Origin of the sequence: Streptomyces uncialis (assembly GCF_001905345.1) — a bacterium.
Taxonomy (GTDB): Bacteria; Actinomycetota; Actinomycetes; order Streptomycetales; family Streptomycetaceae; genus Streptomyces; species Streptomyces uncialis.
Genome location: NZ_LFBV01000008.1, coordinates 191,789 through 207,795 on the forward strand (window position 1 = coordinate 191,789; position 16,007 = coordinate 207,795).

Genomic DNA, 16,007 nt, shown 5'->3' on the forward strand with positions numbered 1-16,007 from the left:
ACAGGTCCCGCTTCTCAGCCAACACAGCACATCAATAGGCCAGTTACCGTGCGTGCGGCCAACGTCACGCACAGGCTAAACGCAACCACTGACACGAGGTGGCGTGAACGGAGAAAGCGCTGTCCTCCGAGCAATTCTCATCGCCGGGCACCGGCAGCGGGTGACGGCCGACCTATCGGTGTTCGAGGGAGGTCAAGGCATTCCCGATGACACGACGGGCAGCAGCTCCCCGTACCGCACTTCCCGCCAAGCGACCAAAGGCCCGTACGTAGAGTTCGGCTTGGCTCGGCTGGGTCAGGGTGTGCGCGGCGTCCAGCGTGTCCACGTGGACACGCTCATCGTCGAACACGGTGAACGTGGCCATCGGCCAGACAGTGCGCTCCGCATCGAACGGGATGATGCCCAGAGCGACGCTGGGTAGAGCCATGACGGTCAGGAGATGGCCGAGCTGGGCGGCCATGGTTTCGGTGTCAGCGACCCGGTGCCGCAGGACCGACTCCTCCAGCACGATCGAGAGGCGGTGGTTGCCCTCCCTGATGACCCGGTTCCGTTCCATGCGGGCAGCAACCGCCTCGCTCACGTCGTCCGGGGTACCCCGGAACGTGGCGATCGAGGAGAGGAGAGCCGTGGCGTACCCGGGAGTTTGGAAGAAGCCGGGGACGACATCGGAACAGTAGACACGGAACAGGACGGTCTGTCCGTACAGCGCCGCACCGGACTCCTGCAAACGACGCAGCCCGGTGCGCTGGAGCCGTCGCCACTCGACGTGGGCCCCGGCGGACTGGCGGTTGGCCGCTACAAGGTCGGGTCCGTGTTCGGGCGTGCCGCAGGCGGCGCACCAAGCCCGGATGTCGGCGTCCGACGGTGCAGTTCGGGCGTTCTCGACTCGCGACGTCTTCGACTCGTGCCAGCCGCACCGTGCGGCCAGCTCGCGCCCCGAGATGCCGGCGTCCAGCCGTAATTCACGCAGCCGCGCGGCCAGGGCTTCGCGAGCCTGCCGAACGCTGGACGAGGGGTGTTCGGGCAACGAGCCGGCCGTTCTCCGTCAGAGCTTGAATTGTTCGTGTGGAGTCGCGAGTTCCCACACCTTCTCGAATGCCGTCGCACAGAGCTGTGCGACGGCGGGCTCATCCATCATCTCGTCCTCGACCACGGCCCCGTCACCCGAGAAGTGGTGAACCCGCAGCAGGGCGCCGTCGAACAGCCAGAAGTCGTTCCCCGGCAGCGAGAGGCCGGTCGCCGCCCTCCGAGGCAGCCAACGGACCTGCTCACCAGCGGTCACGTTGGCGTGGGTGACGTAGTGCTCCCATCGGATGTACTCGCTCACCGGCTCCGAGACGATCCGGGCACGTCGGACGGTCACACCTCGGGCGACCGTGTCGGCGATCAACTGGTCGTACGGGTGCCACCACGACGCCTGGTTCGCCCAGTCGATGCGCTCTCCACGTCGCCACGCCTCGAACCGCTCGGTGGCCGCGTAGGAGTCACGCATCTCCAGATGAACGGCGGACCGCTGGGTCGCACCGAGCAGTTCACCGAAGCTGGGCGCGTTCGACGGCATCACATGCCTCCCTGATCACGGGGATCATCCGGGCCGGAATTCGGATGATCGCTTCGCTGGGCGGCACCGGCCCGTTCGCCGGGCTGGTCGCCTCGCACCGGGCATGTGTCTCCGAATCGGGCTTCCAGCCTTGGAGCAGGACCTCCTGCGCCTCTGTGTCAGCCCACGCTGTCGGGCAGTGGTCACGGTCGGTTTGGGGGTCGATTCCAATGAACTCCACGGACATGCCAGCCTCCCGGCTTGGGCTCCTGCTTGGACTTGCATGAGTCTGCTGACCTGCGCCGAGGGTGTCAACAGCACTTACTTTCAGCGGAGTTGCTGCGCAAACCGGTGCAAGGTTGCGGAGTCGCGGGAGCCACATCCTCCAGTGTTTCTGCATGACGACTCGACCGAGCGGGACGGGGCTGATGTGACGTCGCAGAGCCACCGGTCGGCAGGGCCCAGGGCTTATCCGATGACGCACACCGTCTCGGACGAGGTTGCCGGGAGCACTCTGCCCACCACCACCGTGTTCCTCTACGACCGCAGCACCAGTTCTCCCCCCTCGGTGGTGTGCCGGGCACGGCTGGAAGATGCCTGGGTGTACGCCGAAGGGCAGGGCTGGTCGGTGGCGGCAGAGTTCGTGGACGTGGGTGACCACGCCGTTGCTGACGACAATCGACCGGCCTGGGGGCGACTGCTGCGCGCGGCCTGCGCCTACGAGGCACCCGAGGTGCGGCTGCTGTGCCTCGTCCACTCCTGGCAACGCCTCGCGACCCGGCCCCGGACACAGCAAGCCCTGGCCCGGGAGCTGATGATCGCCGGAGCGCGGTTGGTGACGGTCGAGACAGACCGCGACGCATCTGGCCGCGGCGCCGGGCACGGACCGAGCGACCCGCTTGCAGCCGTTCCACGTCACGACGACCGCCCCAGGCGTTTTGCCGACGGACGCCCGCTTCCGGAAGCATGACCACATGGCCTCCCCGAAGCAGTTCGAGCCCGCGTCCGGGACGCGTGATTTCCTCGCCGCCGAGTTCGAGCGGCGCGAGCACGCGTTCTCGACCATCCGCACCGTCTTCTCCCGCTACGGCTTCCAGCCGCTCCAGACCCCGGCGTTCGAGCGGCTGGACGTCCTGACCGGCAAGTACGGCGACGAGGGCGACAAGCTCGTCTTCAAGATCCTGCGGCGCGGCGAGCATGAGGCCACCGGCGAGGCCGATCTCGCCCTCCGCTACGACCTCACGGTTCCCCTGGCCCGCGCGGCAGCGGCGTACGGCAGTCAGCTCCCGTCCCCGTACAAGCGGTACGCCATCGCTCCCGTGTGGCGGGCGGACCGGCCGGGCAAGGGGAGGTTCCGCGAGTTCGTCCAGTGCGACCTGGACATCGTCGGCTCGTCGTCGCCGTTGTCGGACGCCGAGGTCGTGCTGGCACTGCACGACGCCCTCGAAGCACTCGGCGTTCCCGAGTTCCGTTTCCTGGTGAACTCCCGCCACGTGCTGTTCGGGCTGCTTGAGGCGTACGAGGTTCCGGACGAGCTCGGCCCCGGCGCACTGATCACGCTCGACAAGCTCGACAAGCTGTCCCCCGAAGCGGTCGTCACCGAGCTGGTGACAGGCCGTGGCCTGTCCCCGGAGATGGCGCGGGGCCTGGTCGACGACCTCACCGCAGCCGACTCCGTCGCACGTATCCGGGGCCGGCTGAAGGCAAGCGAAGGCGGGCAGGCCGGGCTGGACGAGGTGGACCGGTTGCTGGAGCTCACCGAGGGTGCGATCCCGGCCGAGCGCATCGGTTTCGCCCCCAACCTCGTGCGCGGGCTCGACTACTACACCGGGATCATCTTCGAGGTGGTCGCACCGGGCACGCCCGGGTCGATCGCGTCCGGCGGCCGGTACGACGGCCTCATCGGCCGACTCGGCGGCAAGGACTCCCCCGCGTGCGGCGGCTCCCTGGGCATCGAACGCATCCTGCCCCTGATCGCACAGGCCGACGAAGCCGCCTACTCGCAGATCGACGTGGCCGTCACGATCATGGGCGAGGAACAGGCGGCCGACAGCTTCCGCCTCGCCGCCGAGATCCGCCGCACCGGGGTCCGCACGGGCGTCTACCTGGGGTCGAGCGGGAAGTTCGCCAAACAGATGAAGTGGGCCGGTGAGCAGGGAGCCCGCTTCTGCGTGATCTACGGCGCCGCAGAGCGCGAAGCCGGAACGGTCACGCTGCGGGACATGGAAAGCGGCGAACAGGTCCAGGTCCCGTTCGATCAGAGCGCTGCGGAGCTTTCGCGGCGGTGCACACCATCCAGTTGACGCGCAGCGGACCCATTCCGCTGTCGGCTCGTTCCGAGGAGGAGCGGATGGGAACGCAAGGCGATCGCATTTTCGAGGTCACCTCTGAGCGGGGGTTCCCGGACCCCTGGCTCAGCTTCGGAGACTCCCTCTGTGATGAGGCAGCTATCAGCACAGAACTGACCCGAGCCATCACAAATGCCCGCAAGGAGCCTGCGGACGGGCCACGCCGCGAGGTCGCCCGGGTCTTCACAGCGAAGAAGGCGAACCTGCGCCGCTGCGCGGGCATCCTCGACCAGGTACTCAGCGACTACGACGAGTCCGGTATGTGGGGTGTGCTGGACGAGCGGGCCGCCAAGCTCAACGTGCAGGACGTACTGGAGACCTGGGGTCGTACGCAGGCACTCCATCCGTTCCCTGTCGTGCTCCGGAGCCTTGAGTTCAACTGGGGCTACATGAAGGAACACGGCGTCCGCGCGTTCTACGAGATGACGCGGATCTATGTCTCACGGCTCCAGGAGAACACCGAGCGATGGCATGTGGCGTGGCGAGGCGAAGTCTCGACCGGCGTGGTGGACCGCATCACGTCCATCGAGTGCGACCTGGCCAGCATCGAAGCTCCGATGCACTGCGACGTGTGCAAGAAGACGATCACGGCGCTTCTGTACCTCGATGAGTAACCCGAGCTGATCCGGCGGGCCCGCCAAGGCCCCCGTCCCGGCACTCGCCCCGTCCAGGGGCGGACCCACCGGAACGGGGGCCTCTCCCGTACCGGCGGGGAGTTCGGCGGCGGACCCGCACAGGTACCCGCGGCTCAGCCAGCCGTTCCAGGTGCCGAAGTCCGCTTCGTCGCGTAGCGGCGGGCCTTGGTGCGGTTGCCGCAGACGCGCATGGAGCACCAGCGGCGGCTGCGGTTCTTGGAGGAGTCCCAGAAGACCCAGGCGCAGGTGTGTTCGGCGCAGCGCTTGAGGCGTGCGGCCTCGCCGGTGACCGTGAGCTCGGTCCAGGCGACGGCGAGGGCGGCCAGGGCGTGGCGGACCGGGGTGAGTCCGGGTGCCGGTTCCAGCGTGGCCCGGCTGCCGGGGCGCAGGGTGGCGACCAGAGGGAGGCGGCGGAGGACTTCGTCGGCGTCCCGGAGCAGGCCCGGGTCGGGGGTGTCGCCGGTGTGGACGCCGAGGTTCTCGCGGATGCCGTCCCGCAGCCGCAGGGCGAGCTGGTGTTCCTCGGTGGTGACCGGGGTGCCGGACGGGAGCAGTCCCCGCTCCGCCAGCCAGGCGGGGAGCTGGTCGGGCACGGCGAGGTCGTCGGTGCCGAGCTCCACATCGACGGTGTTGACGAAGGCTTCGACCAGCTGGGCCGAAGACGGTGCTTCGAGCATGGGTGACCTTCAGGAGGGGGAACCGGACTCCCCAAGAGTAACCGTCTAACGGGTTGACTGGTGAAACCCCGGCTGGCAGGCTTCGCACAATTAACCAGTCAAACCACTTAGGCGGTTAGGGCACATGACATGAGCACCCGGACCCGGCCCGTCAAAAAGACCGAAACCGCCCCCGCATCCGATCCACCCGATCCGCGCGGCGCACCCGGCGCACCCGGCACACGGAACACCGTCGTCCTGCTCGCCCTCACCGCGGTCACCAACCTCGCGGACGGGATCATCAAGATCGCGCTGCCGGTACTGGCGACCGGGATCACCGACTCCCCCGGCCAGGTCGCGGCGGTCGCGCTGGCCCTGACGCTGCCCTGGCTGCTCGTCTCGCTGCCCGCCGGAGTCCTCGCCGACCGCGCGGACCGCCGCCGGCTGCTCTGGCTCGCAGGCGGGATACGGCTGCTGGCGATCGGCTGGCTGATACAGACCGTGACCAGCGACAGCACGACCATCGGGACGCTGGCGGCCGTCGGCGCGGTCCTCGGCACCGCGGAAGTGATCGCCCAGACCTCGGAGACCGCGCTGATCCCCGCACTCGTGCCGCGCGCGGAACGGGAACGCGCGAACGCGTGGATCGCCGGGGTCGAGACCGCCGCCAACGAGTTCTGCGGACCGATGATCGGCGGACTGCTCCTCACCGCCGGAACCGGTATCGCGCTCGGCTCCACCTGGGTCGCCTACCTCGCCGCGGCCCTCCTCCTGCTCCTGCTCACCGGCCGCTTCCGCGCCGTGCGCACCACCAAGGACGAGGCGCCCACGGAACCCGGGACGGGGACCGGGACCGAGACGGGGACGGGGACGGGGACCGAGACAGGCACCGGGACCGGGACAGCACCGCGGACCGGCAGAGCACCCAGGGCCCGGGAGTTCACCGAAGGACTCCGCTACCTCTGGCACCACCGCCTGCTCCGCACAACGACCCTCATCCTGACCGTCCTCGGCGCGAGCTGGGGCGCGTGGCTGGCCCTGATGCCCCTGGTCGCGAAGGAGACGATGGGCCTGGACGCGCGGCAGTACGGCATCGTGCTCAGCGCGCTCGGCGTCGGCGGGCTGGCGGGCACACTCGCCGTCACCCGGATCAACCGGCTGCTCGGACGCCGCTGGGCGATGTTCGCCGACCTGCTCGGAACCCTGGCGATGATGGCCGTCCCCGTGCTCACCACCCAGGTCTGGGCGGTCGCCACCGCGGCGTTCCTCGGCGGGATGGGCGGCACCCTCTGGACGGTCAACTCACGCCTCATCGCCCAGAACACCGTGCCCGACGCCCTCATGGGCCGCTACAGCAGCGCCGCCCGGCTCATCGGCTGGGGCGGAATGCCGATAGGAGCGGGCCTGATCGGCGTCCTCGCCGAAGCGTTCGGGACCCGGGTCGCCTTCCTCGTCTTCGCCGCCGCGGTCGCCGCCACCATCCCCCCGTTCCTCCGGATCGTCACCACCGACGAACTACGCAAGTCCGCCTGACGCCACCGCCACCGCCTCGCTGCCCCATACCGCCCGCCCCGGACAGCCGGGACACCCCCGGACAAAGCCCGGACAGTCACCGTACGTAGTCCCCAAGTCGCTCAACAGGCCGAACGCGTACGGCGACATTGAGTGATGTGAACCAAGAACTCTCCGAACTCCCCACCCCCGCAACCGCCCCCACCCCCACCACACCCCCACCCGCACGTTCGAGACCGAGCTGTCCTCGACCCGCGTGGGCGCCCGTCTCGCCCGGCTGCTCGCGGAATGCAGGCTGCGGGCCTGGGGGCTGCCCCTGGACCCGGCGGCACTCGTCGTCGCGGAACTCGCCGCCAATGCCGCGCTCCACGGCAGCGACCGGCGTACGGGCTTCCGGCTCTCGCTCAGCGTCACGGACACGGCGCTCCGGATCGAGGTGAGCGACAGCGCCGGTGACCGGATGCCGGGCGCCGGGCTCCCGGCGGCGGACGCCGAGTCGGGACGCGGACTGCTGCTCGTGGGGGCCCTGGCGGAACGCTGGGGCGTCACACCCGGACCACCACCCGGGAAGACCGTCTGGGCGGAGGTGCCCCTGGCGGACCTCTGAGGGAGGTCACCCAAGTCACCCCACTCATACCTGGGTCCGTACCCGCCCTCACCCCACCGGGGGAGGCGATCGGGACCGCGGGGCGACGCCCGGCGATCGCGGTCGATGGGACGTTCGGAGCATGACGGATGTCGCGAGGACGAAGAGAGTGCCCCGCCCCACGGAGTGGGCCGGCCGGGCGGCGCTGTGCTGGGCGGTGGCGTACACCGCCCTCGGGCTGGCCGGTGCGCTGAGCGGGACCCCGCTGTTCCAACTGGGGCCGGACCCGGGCCCCCCGGCCCTGGGCTGGGCGGTCGCCGCGCTGGGCGCCCTGGCGACAGCGACCTGCGCGGCCGTCACCCGTCTCGGCCCCCGACGACCACTGGGCGCCGCGCTCCGGGCACTCGCCGGACTCACGGCGATCGCGGCGTTCAGCCTGCTGATGGACGTGATCACGCTGATGTTCGGCCAGGGCGTGGACAGTTGGCCCGCCGCCGCGAACCACGCGCTCGCGGCGGCCGGAGTACTCCTGCTCACCGCCACCGCACGGGCCGGACGGCCTCCGACCGACGGGACGACCACCCCACCGCCCCCCGCCGCCGCACCACGCCCGCTCCAACTCACCGCCTGCGTGGGGACGGTGGCCTTCCTCCCCTACATCGCGATGAAACTCAACTGGGCACTCGGCGGCACCTTCGCCGGAATGACCGGCGCCGAGATGCGCGCCACCTCCGAACGCAACGGCGTCCCGGACCTCTGGCTCACCCTGGAGTCCTGGGGCCTGGACGCCACCGTGCTGCTCGCCGCCCTGGGAGTGTTCCTGCTGTGGGGGCTGGTCCGCCCCTGGGGCCAGGTCTTCCCCCGCTGGACGACGTTCCTGCGCGGCCGCCGCGTCCCGCGCCCGCTCCCGCTGGCCCCGGCCCTGATCGGAGCGGCCACGCTCCTGCCGTACGGGATGCTCGGACTCGGGTACTGCGCCCTGGCGACGGCGGACGTGGTGACGATGCGCCGGGGCGACTTCCCCACCCCGGAGGACACGCTGCTGGTCGCCTGGGTCGGCCTGTCCGCGTTCGCCGTGTACGGGGTGGCGCTGGCCCTCGCCGCCCGCTCGTACTGGCTCCGCACCCGCCCGGTCCCCGGGGGTTCCGCACCGGAGGCCGGGTCCCCGACCTTCGGAACCACAGGCGGTAACCCCCCCCGTAGTTCCCGGTAGTTGAAGGCGAATACCCCACCCCACCTCACCCCACCGGACAGCAACCACCGCAGCGTTAGCCCGTTCGGGTGATTGCTTCAGGGAGAGTTCGCTCCCGGTCCGATTTTCGGAGAGAGTGCCATCGCAAACGCATGACAACTCCCGCATGTGCACCGGTACATGCATCGGCCCCCGGCCGGGACTGGCATCCCGAACGAGGGCCTCACCAAGCAAAGAAGCTAACCCTTCCCACATGGCTGACACGAAGCTTAACGCCCCCTCGCCCCGCCCATCCTGCGTTCCGGAAACCCCCCACGGAGTCATCCGGGTCACAGGCCCCCGCCCGGCCGACGAAACCGGCCCGCACCGGAACGCGAATTCGAACCCGGACCACACCCACCTGGGTCATCACCTCACCAGGCACCGCGCCCTGTCCTGCACGGCGATCGGCCTCGCCGCGTACATCCTCTCCGTGCCGGACGGCACCCCCGTCGACATCCGCAGCCTCGCCAGCCGCTTCCCGGAGGGCCGCGACCGGATCGCGGGAGCCCTGCGGGAACTGGAGAGGCACGGTTACATCGAACGGGTACGCAAGCACCTCCCGAACGGCACCTGGGTGACCCTCACGTACGCGTACGAGGACCCGGCAACGTCCCGCACCCAGCCGGACCACGAAGCCCCGCCCCCCGCACCACGGCACGCCACCCCGCAGAGCACCACCCCGCAGAGCACCGCGCCCCGGAGCACCGGACCGCCGCCCCCGAAGAAACCGCAGCCCCCGTTCCCGTCCCCCACGGCCCATGCCCCGGAGCTGCACAGCAGAGCGGCCGACCTGCTCGCGTCGCTGCGCACCGCGGACCCCCGTCTGACCCTCGCGGAACGCGACGTACGACGGCTCGCCCCGGCCGTAGCGGCCTGGCTGGAGCGCGGCACGCACCCGGACGCGGTCCGCGCGGCCCTGACCACGGGCCTCCCCCCGGACCGCCTGCACAGCCCCGCCGCGTTCCTCGCCTACCGCCTGACCACCCTTCTCCCCCCGCCCCTCCCCACCCAGCGCCAAGGCCCGCCGCCCCCGCCCCCACTCCAGACCTGCGACACCTGCGACCGAGCCTTCCGCTCCCGAACCCCGGGCCACTGCGGGGACTGCCGCCCCGCCCTCACAATCGCCCCACACCCGGACAAAGGAACGACCACGTGGCTGACCGCCCGGCACCCCGCCCCGAATGCCCGTTGCTGAACGCGGGCACCTACTTCCCCGGCCGGGGAACGATCGTCGAGCAGTCCTACCTGAGGGGCTACGCGGACGGATACAAGGAGATCCACGGAGCGGGCCACGAGCAAGGGCTGGCAGCCGCAGTCTTCTCCGTACTGGAGGCACGAGGTGTCGTCACATCGACGGAGGCCCGGACGCGAATCGCATCCGACATGAGCGCCGACACCTTCAGCCGGTGGCTCATCAAGTCACGCGCGGCCACCAGCGAGGCCGATCTGCTCACCGACGAGCCGCCCCCGCCGTACGAGAGCTGATGCCGGGAACGCCAGCGCGACTGTGCGGCACAACGGACCTGCGCCACGGACCGCGTTCCCGGCACGGTCGACGCCTAGCATGGGAACGACGATCCTCCACGCGCCCGGACAAGGAGCAAGAGACATGACCGTCGCACCGGACGAGGCACAGCGTGACGCTCTTCGCTTCGAGGCGATGCGCGACGTTGTCGACCAGATGCAGGGAAGCGTGCCCGGCAAGCTGGAGATCACCAAGGAAGGAATCGTCCACGACATGATGGCTCCGGGAAAACCCCACGAGCTGACAGCGGCCCAGGTCAGCAGGCGTCTCGAACGAAGGATGCCGGATTCACTGCTGGCCCATACCGGGACATCCGACGTGGAGAACACCGCAGAAGGCGTCATGCGCCAGCCTGACGTCATCGTCATCGCGCTTGCCGATATGGAGGGGGACGGTGCGTTCGACCCCCGCACCCTCCTCGCCGCCGTCGAGGTCGTCTCCCGTTCCAACCCCGACAACGACTGGGTGGGCAAGCTGCGCGACTACCCGTTGCTCGGTGTCCCCGTCTACGCGGTGTTCGACCCCCGTACGGGCTCCGGTGCCGTCTTCACGGACATCCACCCGACCCCGGAGGGCCCGCGCTACGCGACCCGCAAGGACTTCGTGTACGGCGAGGACGTGACGATCGCGGACTGGACCATCTCCACCGAGAACCTGCCGCTCTACGCCACCTGAGCCCACTCGCCCCTGTGCAGGCCGCCTTCGCTTGCGCCTCCGAGGTCTGTCCGGCTGAGCGCACTCGCCCCTGTGCGGGTCGCTCGTGGGATGCGCAGTTCCCCGCGCCCCTGAAGGGGCGCCCACCTGGGGCTGTTCTCAGTCTGCGGGCGGGGTCGGACTGCGGGCTGTCAGCAACCGGGGCCGGGGTTGCCCCCCTCCCCGTGCACTCGCCCGGCTACGGGAGGGGGTGGGCGGGAATCTCTGCCCGCAGACTCCGACGCCCCGGAACAGTCACAGGACGTTCGGCCGAGCGCGTTGGAGCGAGGACGGAGAATCCCGACCGGCACCGACCCGAAGAACAAACAGAACGCGCCTCAAAGGGGCGCGGGGAACTGCGCAAAAACGACGAGCGACGGCACAGCAACGAAGTACCCCCACCCGGACAGACCTCAAAAGCGCAAGCGAAGGCGACCCGCCGACCCCCGGGAAAACAAAGGACCCGTACGACCACCTGGGTCGTACGGGTCCCACGTTGCGCCGCAGCGCGCGTGTCAGGTCACTTGTTGATCTTGACGACCTGGCCGGCGCCGACGGTCCGGCCACCCTCACGGATGGCGAACTTCAGGCCCTCTTCCATGGCGACGGGCTGGATGAGCGTCACCGTCATCTGGGTGTTGTCACCCGGCATGACCATCTCCGTGCCCTCGGGGAGGGTCACGACGCCGGTCACGTCAGTCGTACGGAAGTAGAACTGCGGGCGGTAGTTGTTGAAGAACGGAGTGTGACGGCCACCCTCGTCCTTCGACAGGATGTACGCCTGCGCCTCGAACTCGGTGTGCGGGGTGACCGAGCCCGGCTTGATGATGACCTGGCCGCGCTCGACGTCCTCGCGCTTGATGCCACGAAGAAGCAGACCGACGTTCTCACCGGCCTGGCCCTCATCGAGCAGCTTGCGGAACATCTCGATGCCGGTGACCGTGGTGGTGGTCTTCTCGGTCTTGATACCGACGATGTCGACGGTCTCGTTGACCTTGAGGACGCCACGCTCGATACGGCCGGTGACGACCGTGCCACGACCGGTGATCGTGAAGACGTCCTCGATCGGCATCAGGAACGGCTTGTCGACGTCACGCTCGGGCTGCGGGATGAAATCGTCGACGGCCTTCATCAGGTCGAGGACGGTCTGGCCCCACTCCTTGTCGCCCTCAAGGGCCTTGAGCGCCGAGACCTTGACGACCGGAAGGTCGTCGCCCGGGAACTCGTACTCGGAGAGCAGCTCGCGGACCTCGAGCTCGACGAGCTCAAGGATCTCCTCGTCGTCCACCATGTCGGCCTTGTTCAGCGCGACGACGATGTACGGAACGCCGACCTGGCGGGCCAGGAGCACGTGCTCCTTGGTCTGCGGCATCGGGCCGTCGGTGGCGGCGACCACGAGGATCGCGCCATCCATCTGCGCGGCACCGGTGATCATGTTCTTGATGTAGTCCGCGTGACCGGGGCAGTCGACGTGGGCGTAGTGGCGCGTCTCCGTCTGGTACTCGACGTGCGCGATGGAGATCGTGATACCGCGCTGGCGCTCCTCGGGAGCCTTGTCGATCTGGTCGAAGGCCGAGGCCTCGTTCAGGTCCGGGTACGCGTCGTGCAGCACCTTGGTAATGGCGGCCGTGAGGGTCGTCTTACCGTGGTCGATGTGACCGATGGTGCCGATGTTGACGTGCGGCTTAGTCCGCTCGAACTTCGCCTTCGCCACTGGGGTCCTCCTGGGGAGTGGTTCTGTACGCCTTACTTCATCGGCGCCAGGTGATCTTTGCTGGATAGTCCGGGGCCGGGGGCGCCCGCCGTGGCTGCGGCGGACACCCTGGTGGCTCCGGAGTCAAGCCTAAAGCGTGTACTCGGTTGAGTTACTCGCCCTTGGCCTTCGCGATGATCTCCTCGGCGACGTTCCGGGGAACCTCGGCGTAGGAGTCGAACTGCATCGAGTAGCTCGCGCGACCCGATGTCTTGCTGCGGAGGTCGCCGACGTAGCCGAACATCTCCGACAGCGGGACCAGGCCCGTGACGAGCTTGGCACCGTGACGGTCTTCCATGGACTGGATCTGACCGCGACGGGAGTTGATGTCACCGATGACGTCACCCATGTAGTCCTCGGGCGTCGTCACCTCGACCTTCATCATCGGCTCCAGCAGGGCCGGGCTGGCCTTGCGGGCGGCCTCCTTGAAGGCCATGGAACCGGCGATCTTGAAGGCCATCTCGGAGGAGTCGACCTCGTGGTAGGAACCGTCGAGGAGGAGCACCCGGACACCCGTGAGGGGGTAGCCGGCGAGCACGCCGAACTCCATGGCCTCCTGGCAGCCCGCGTCCACCGAGGGGATGTACTCCCGGGGGATACGGCCACCGGTGACCTTGTTGACGAACTCGTAGCCGTCACCCTCAAGCGGCTCCAGCGCGATCTGCACCTTCGCGAACTGACCGGAACCACCGGTCTGCTTCTTGTGGGTGTAGTCCAGCCGCTCGACACCCTTGCGGAGCGTCTCGCGGTAGGCCACCTGCGGCTTGCCGACGTTGGCCTCGACCTTGAACTCACGGCGCATACGGTCGACCAGCACGTCGAGGTGCAGCTCGCCCATACCCGCGATGATGGTCTGGCCCGTCTCCTCGTCGGTCTTGACGCGGAAGGACGGGTCCTCCTCGGCCAGGCGCTGGATGGCGACACCCAGCTTCTCCTGGTCGCCCTTGGACTTCGGCTCGATGGCGACCTCGATCACCGGGGCCGGGAAGTCCATGGACTCAAGGATGACCGGGTTCGCCGGGTCGGCGAGGGTCTCACCGGTGGTGGTCTGCTTCAGACCCATGACGGCGACGATGTCACCGGCACCCACCGACTCGATCTCCTCACGCTTGTTGGCGTGCATCCGGTAGATCTTGCCGATGCGCTCCTTGCGGCCCTTCACCGAGTTCTGCACCTGAGAACCCGACTCCAGACGCCCGGAGTACACGCGGACGAACGTCAGCTTGCCGAGGTGCGGGTCGCTCGCGATCTTGAACGCGAGAGCGGCCAGCGGCTCGTCGACCGACGGCTTGCGGCGGATGATCTCGTCCGGGTCGTTCACCGAGTGGCCTTCGATGGCCTCGATGTCGAGCGGGGACGGGAGGTAGCGCACCACGGCGTCGAGCAGGGGCTGGACGCCCTTGTTCTTGAACGCGGTACCGCAGAACACGGGGGTGATGGTCGCGCCGTCACCCTTGCCGGAGGCGATCGTGATCCGGCGGATCGCCGCGTACAGCTGCTCCTCGGTGGGCTCGGTGCCCTCCAGGTACAGCTCCATCATGGCGTCGTCGTTCTCGGAAACGGTCTCCAGCAGCTTGCCGCGCCACTCGTCGGCCGTCTCGGTGTGCGTGGCCGGGATGTCCACGACGTCGTACGCCTCGCCGAGCGCGGTCTCGGCGGACCACACGAGCGCCTTCATGCGGACCAGGTCCACGACGCCCTGGAAGTCGGCCTCGGCGCCGATGGGGAGCTGCATGACGATCGGAACCGCACCGAGGCGGTCCACGATCATGTCGACGCAGCGGTGGAACTCGGCACCCGTGCGGTCCAGCTTGTTGACGAAGCAGATACGCGGAACGCCGTAGCGGTCCGCCTGACGCCAAACCGTCTCGGACTGGGGCTCGACACCGGCGACACCGTCGAACACGGTGACAGCGCCGTCGAGGACGCGCAGCGAGCGCTCTACCTCGACGGTGAAGTCGACGTGACCCGGGGTGTCGATGATGTTGATGGTGTGATCGACGTCCTCAAGCGGCCAGTGACAGGTGGTGGCAGCAGAGGTGATCGTGATGCCACGCTCCTGCTCCTGCTCCATCCAGTCCATGGTGGCAGCACCGTCGTGGACCTCACCGATCTTGTACGAGACGCCGGTGTAGTACAGGATCCGCTCGGTGGTCGTCGTCTTGCCCGCGTCGATGTGAGCCATGATGCCGATGTTGCGCACCTTGGCCAGGTCAAGCGAAGTGGTAGCCATAAGGCTCAGTCTTCTCTCGGTCTCTCGATGGGGTAGTGACTACCAGCGGTAGTGAGCGAAGGCCTTGTTGGACTCGGCCATCTTGTGAGTGTCCTCACGCTTCTTCACAGCGGCACCGAGGCCGTTGGAGGCGTCGAGGAGCTCGTTCAGCAGCCGCTCGGTCATCGTCTTCTCGCGACGGGCGCGGGAGTAACCGACGAGCCAGCGCAGCGCCAGGGTGTTGGCGCGGCCGGGCTTGACCTCGATCGGAACCTGGTAGGTCGCTCCACCGACACGGCGGGACTTGACCTCAAGGGTGGGCTTGATGTTCTCCAGCGCGCGCTTGAGCGTGATGACCGGGTCGTTACCGGTCTTGTCGCGCAGGCCCTCCATGGCGCCGTACACGATGCGCTCGGCGGTGGAGCGCTTGCCGTTCAGCAGCACCTTGTTGATGAGGGAGGTCACCAGAGGAGAACCGTAGACCGGGTCGATGATGACCGGGCGCTTCGGGGCGGGGCCCTTACGAGGCATTCTTACTTCTCCTTCTTGGCGCCGTAGCGGCTGCGGGCCTGCTTGCGGTTCTTGACACCCTGGGTGTCGAGGGAACCGCGGATGATCTTGTAGCGAACACCCGGCAGGTCCTTCACACGGCCGCCGCGCACGAGCACGATGGAGTGCTCCTGGAGGTTGTGTCCCTCACCCGGGATGTAGGCCGTGACCTCGATGCCGGAGGTCAGACGCACACGCGCGACCTTACGCAGGGCCGAGTTCGGCTTCTTCGGGGTGGTCGTGAACACGCGCGTGCAGACGCCGCGGCGCTGGGGGGAACCGTCCAGTGCGGGCGTCTTGTTCTTCTCGACCTTGTCCTGCCGGCCCTTTCGGACCAGCTGCTGGATCGTAGGCACTACTTCTCCGGTTTCTGTGTGCCGATCATGGAGCTAACCTGGAACATCGCCGACCCACGCGGTCGGGTGTGTCGAATGCGGCGGCCCCCGCCCTTGTGGCGGGAACTGCACGAATTGCGGTGGCCGCTCACGGCACCTCGTACGGTTGAGGACACGCACAAGGGCCAGGGCACACCCCAGGCACAAGGTCTGAGCGTACCGACCGTACACAGCCCGGTCAAAATGATATTGGTCGGACCCCTTGTACTCGCACCCTGAGTCCCCGTGGCACCACCCTGTGTCCACTTCCGGGGCCCCCCGCCCAGCCGCACCCGAACGAGTACGGCCACAGGCCCCCGAAAGCGCACGGGCAACCGCGCACCCACGAGCGGCCCGCACCCGCACAGGTACAGGTACAGCCGCCGGGGA

Annotated in this window: 17 protein-coding genes; 9 read left to right on the forward strand and 8 right to left on the reverse strand. The window is 68.6% G+C overall.

Going from position 1 to position 16,007, the window contains the following annotated elements:
- Window positions 1-172: 172 nt before the first annotated feature.
- From AB852_RS27355 to AB852_RS41035, 3 genes are read right to left on the reverse strand one after another with little or no spacing between them, the layout of a single operon-like run.
- On the reverse strand, window positions 173-1,027 hold the full coding sequence (locus tag AB852_RS27355; protein ID WP_073792884.1) for a helix-turn-helix domain-containing protein: 855 nt from the start codon (window positions 1,025-1,027) through the stop codon (window positions 173-175).
- A gap of 18 nt (window positions 1,028-1,045) precedes the next feature.
- Window positions 1,046-1,561, reverse strand: a complete 516-nt coding sequence (locus AB852_RS27360) for a DUF6879 family protein (protein WP_073792885.1) — start codon at window positions 1,559-1,561, stop codon at window positions 1,046-1,048.
- A complete protein-coding gene (locus tag AB852_RS41035; protein ID WP_073792886.1) occupies window positions 1,533-1,787 on the reverse strand; it encodes a hypothetical protein in 255 nt (84 codons plus the stop codon). Before AB852_RS41035 ends, AB852_RS27360 begins: the two co-directional genes overlap by 29 nt.
- A 228-nt stretch (window positions 1,788-2,015) precedes the next feature.
- Between AB852_RS41035 and AB852_RS27370 the strand changes: the two genes are divergently transcribed.
- The 3 genes from AB852_RS27370 to AB852_RS27380 are packed head-to-tail and all read left to right on the forward strand — an operon-like array spanning window position 2,016 to window position 4,502.
- Window positions 2,016-2,510 (forward strand): recombinase family protein, encoded by a 495-nt coding sequence (locus AB852_RS27370; protein ID WP_178391128.1) that lies wholly within the window; start codon window positions 2,016-2,018, stop codon window positions 2,508-2,510.
- Window positions 2,511-2,514: 4 nt separating this feature from the next.
- Window positions 2,515-3,843, forward strand: coding sequence for a histidine--tRNA ligase (gene hisS, locus AB852_RS27375; RefSeq protein WP_073792888.1), 1,329 nt, complete (start codon window positions 2,515-2,517; stop codon window positions 3,841-3,843).
- Window positions 3,825-4,502: a hypothetical protein gene (locus AB852_RS27380; protein WP_245876945.1), complete on the forward strand. Its 678-nt coding sequence runs from the start codon at window positions 3,825-3,827 to the stop codon at window positions 4,500-4,502. Before hisS ends, AB852_RS27380 begins: the two co-directional genes overlap by 19 nt.
- Before the next feature lie 134 nt (window positions 4,503-4,636).
- Here AB852_RS27380 and AB852_RS27385 read toward each other — a convergent pair whose 3' ends face one another.
- Complete coding sequence (locus AB852_RS27385) at window positions 4,637-5,200, reverse strand: CGNR zinc finger domain-containing protein (protein ID WP_073792890.1); 564 nt, start codon at window positions 5,198-5,200, stop codon at window positions 4,637-4,639.
- A 129-nt stretch (window positions 5,201-5,329) separates the two neighbouring features.
- Here AB852_RS27385 and AB852_RS27390 point away from each other — a divergent pair, with 129 nt between their 5' ends.
- From AB852_RS27390 to AB852_RS27415, 6 genes are all read left to right on the forward strand, one after another.
- On the forward strand, window positions 5,330-6,712 hold the full coding sequence (locus AB852_RS27390) for an MFS transporter (protein ID WP_079184962.1): 1,383 nt from the start codon (window positions 5,330-5,332) through the stop codon (window positions 6,710-6,712).
- 235 nt (window positions 6,713-6,947) lie between these two features.
- Window positions 6,948-7,298 carry an ATP-binding protein gene (locus tag AB852_RS27395; protein WP_342748502.1) on the forward strand — a complete coding sequence of 117 codons (351 nt, stop codon included), beginning with the start codon at window positions 6,948-6,950 and terminating at the stop codon, window positions 7,296-7,298.
- Window positions 7,299-7,419: 121 nt separating this feature from the next.
- Window positions 7,420-8,490, forward strand: coding sequence for a hypothetical protein (locus AB852_RS41040; protein WP_245876946.1), 1,071 nt, complete (start codon window positions 7,420-7,422; stop codon window positions 8,488-8,490).
- 451 nt (window positions 8,491-8,941) lie between these two features.
- Window positions 8,942-9,706 carry a helix-turn-helix domain-containing protein gene (locus tag AB852_RS39950; RefSeq protein ID WP_178391129.1) on the forward strand — a complete coding sequence of 255 codons (765 nt, stop codon included), beginning with the start codon at window positions 8,942-8,944 and terminating at the stop codon, window positions 9,704-9,706.
- Complete coding sequence (locus tag AB852_RS27410; protein WP_073792893.1) at window positions 9,664-9,996, forward strand: hypothetical protein; 333 nt, start codon at window positions 9,664-9,666, stop codon at window positions 9,994-9,996. Before AB852_RS39950 ends, AB852_RS27410 begins: the two co-directional genes overlap by 43 nt.
- Before the next feature lie 124 nt (window positions 9,997-10,120).
- A complete protein-coding gene (locus AB852_RS27415; protein ID WP_073792894.1) occupies window positions 10,121-10,711 on the forward strand; it encodes a Uma2 family endonuclease in 591 nt (196 codons plus the stop codon).
- A 538-nt stretch (window positions 10,712-11,249) separates the two neighbouring features.
- On the opposite strand, the gene tuf is transcribed toward AB852_RS27415, so the two are convergent.
- The 4 genes from tuf to rpsL form a co-directional block, all read right to left on the reverse strand.
- Window positions 11,250-12,443 carry an elongation factor Tu gene (gene tuf, locus AB852_RS27420; protein WP_073792895.1) on the reverse strand — a complete coding sequence of 398 codons (1,194 nt, stop codon included), beginning with the start codon at window positions 12,441-12,443 and terminating at the stop codon, window positions 11,250-11,252.
- Window positions 12,444-12,594: 151 nt separating this feature from the next.
- On the reverse strand, window positions 12,595-14,715 hold the full coding sequence (gene fusA / locus AB852_RS27425) for an elongation factor G (protein ID WP_073792896.1): 2,121 nt from the start codon (window positions 14,713-14,715) through the stop codon (window positions 12,595-12,597).
- 39 nt (window positions 14,716-14,754) lie between these two features.
- Window positions 14,755-15,225 carry a 30S ribosomal protein S7 gene (rpsG, locus tag AB852_RS27430; protein WP_073792897.1) on the reverse strand — a complete coding sequence of 157 codons (471 nt, stop codon included), beginning with the start codon at window positions 15,223-15,225 and terminating at the stop codon, window positions 14,755-14,757.
- A gap of 2 nt (window positions 15,226-15,227) precedes the next feature.
- The gene (gene rpsL, locus AB852_RS27435; protein WP_007823146.1) at window positions 15,228-15,599 is read right to left on the reverse strand and encodes a 30S ribosomal protein S12; all 372 of its coding nucleotides are present in this window, start codon (window positions 15,597-15,599) and stop codon (window positions 15,228-15,230) included.
- Between the last annotated feature and the right edge of the window lie 408 nt (window positions 15,600-16,007).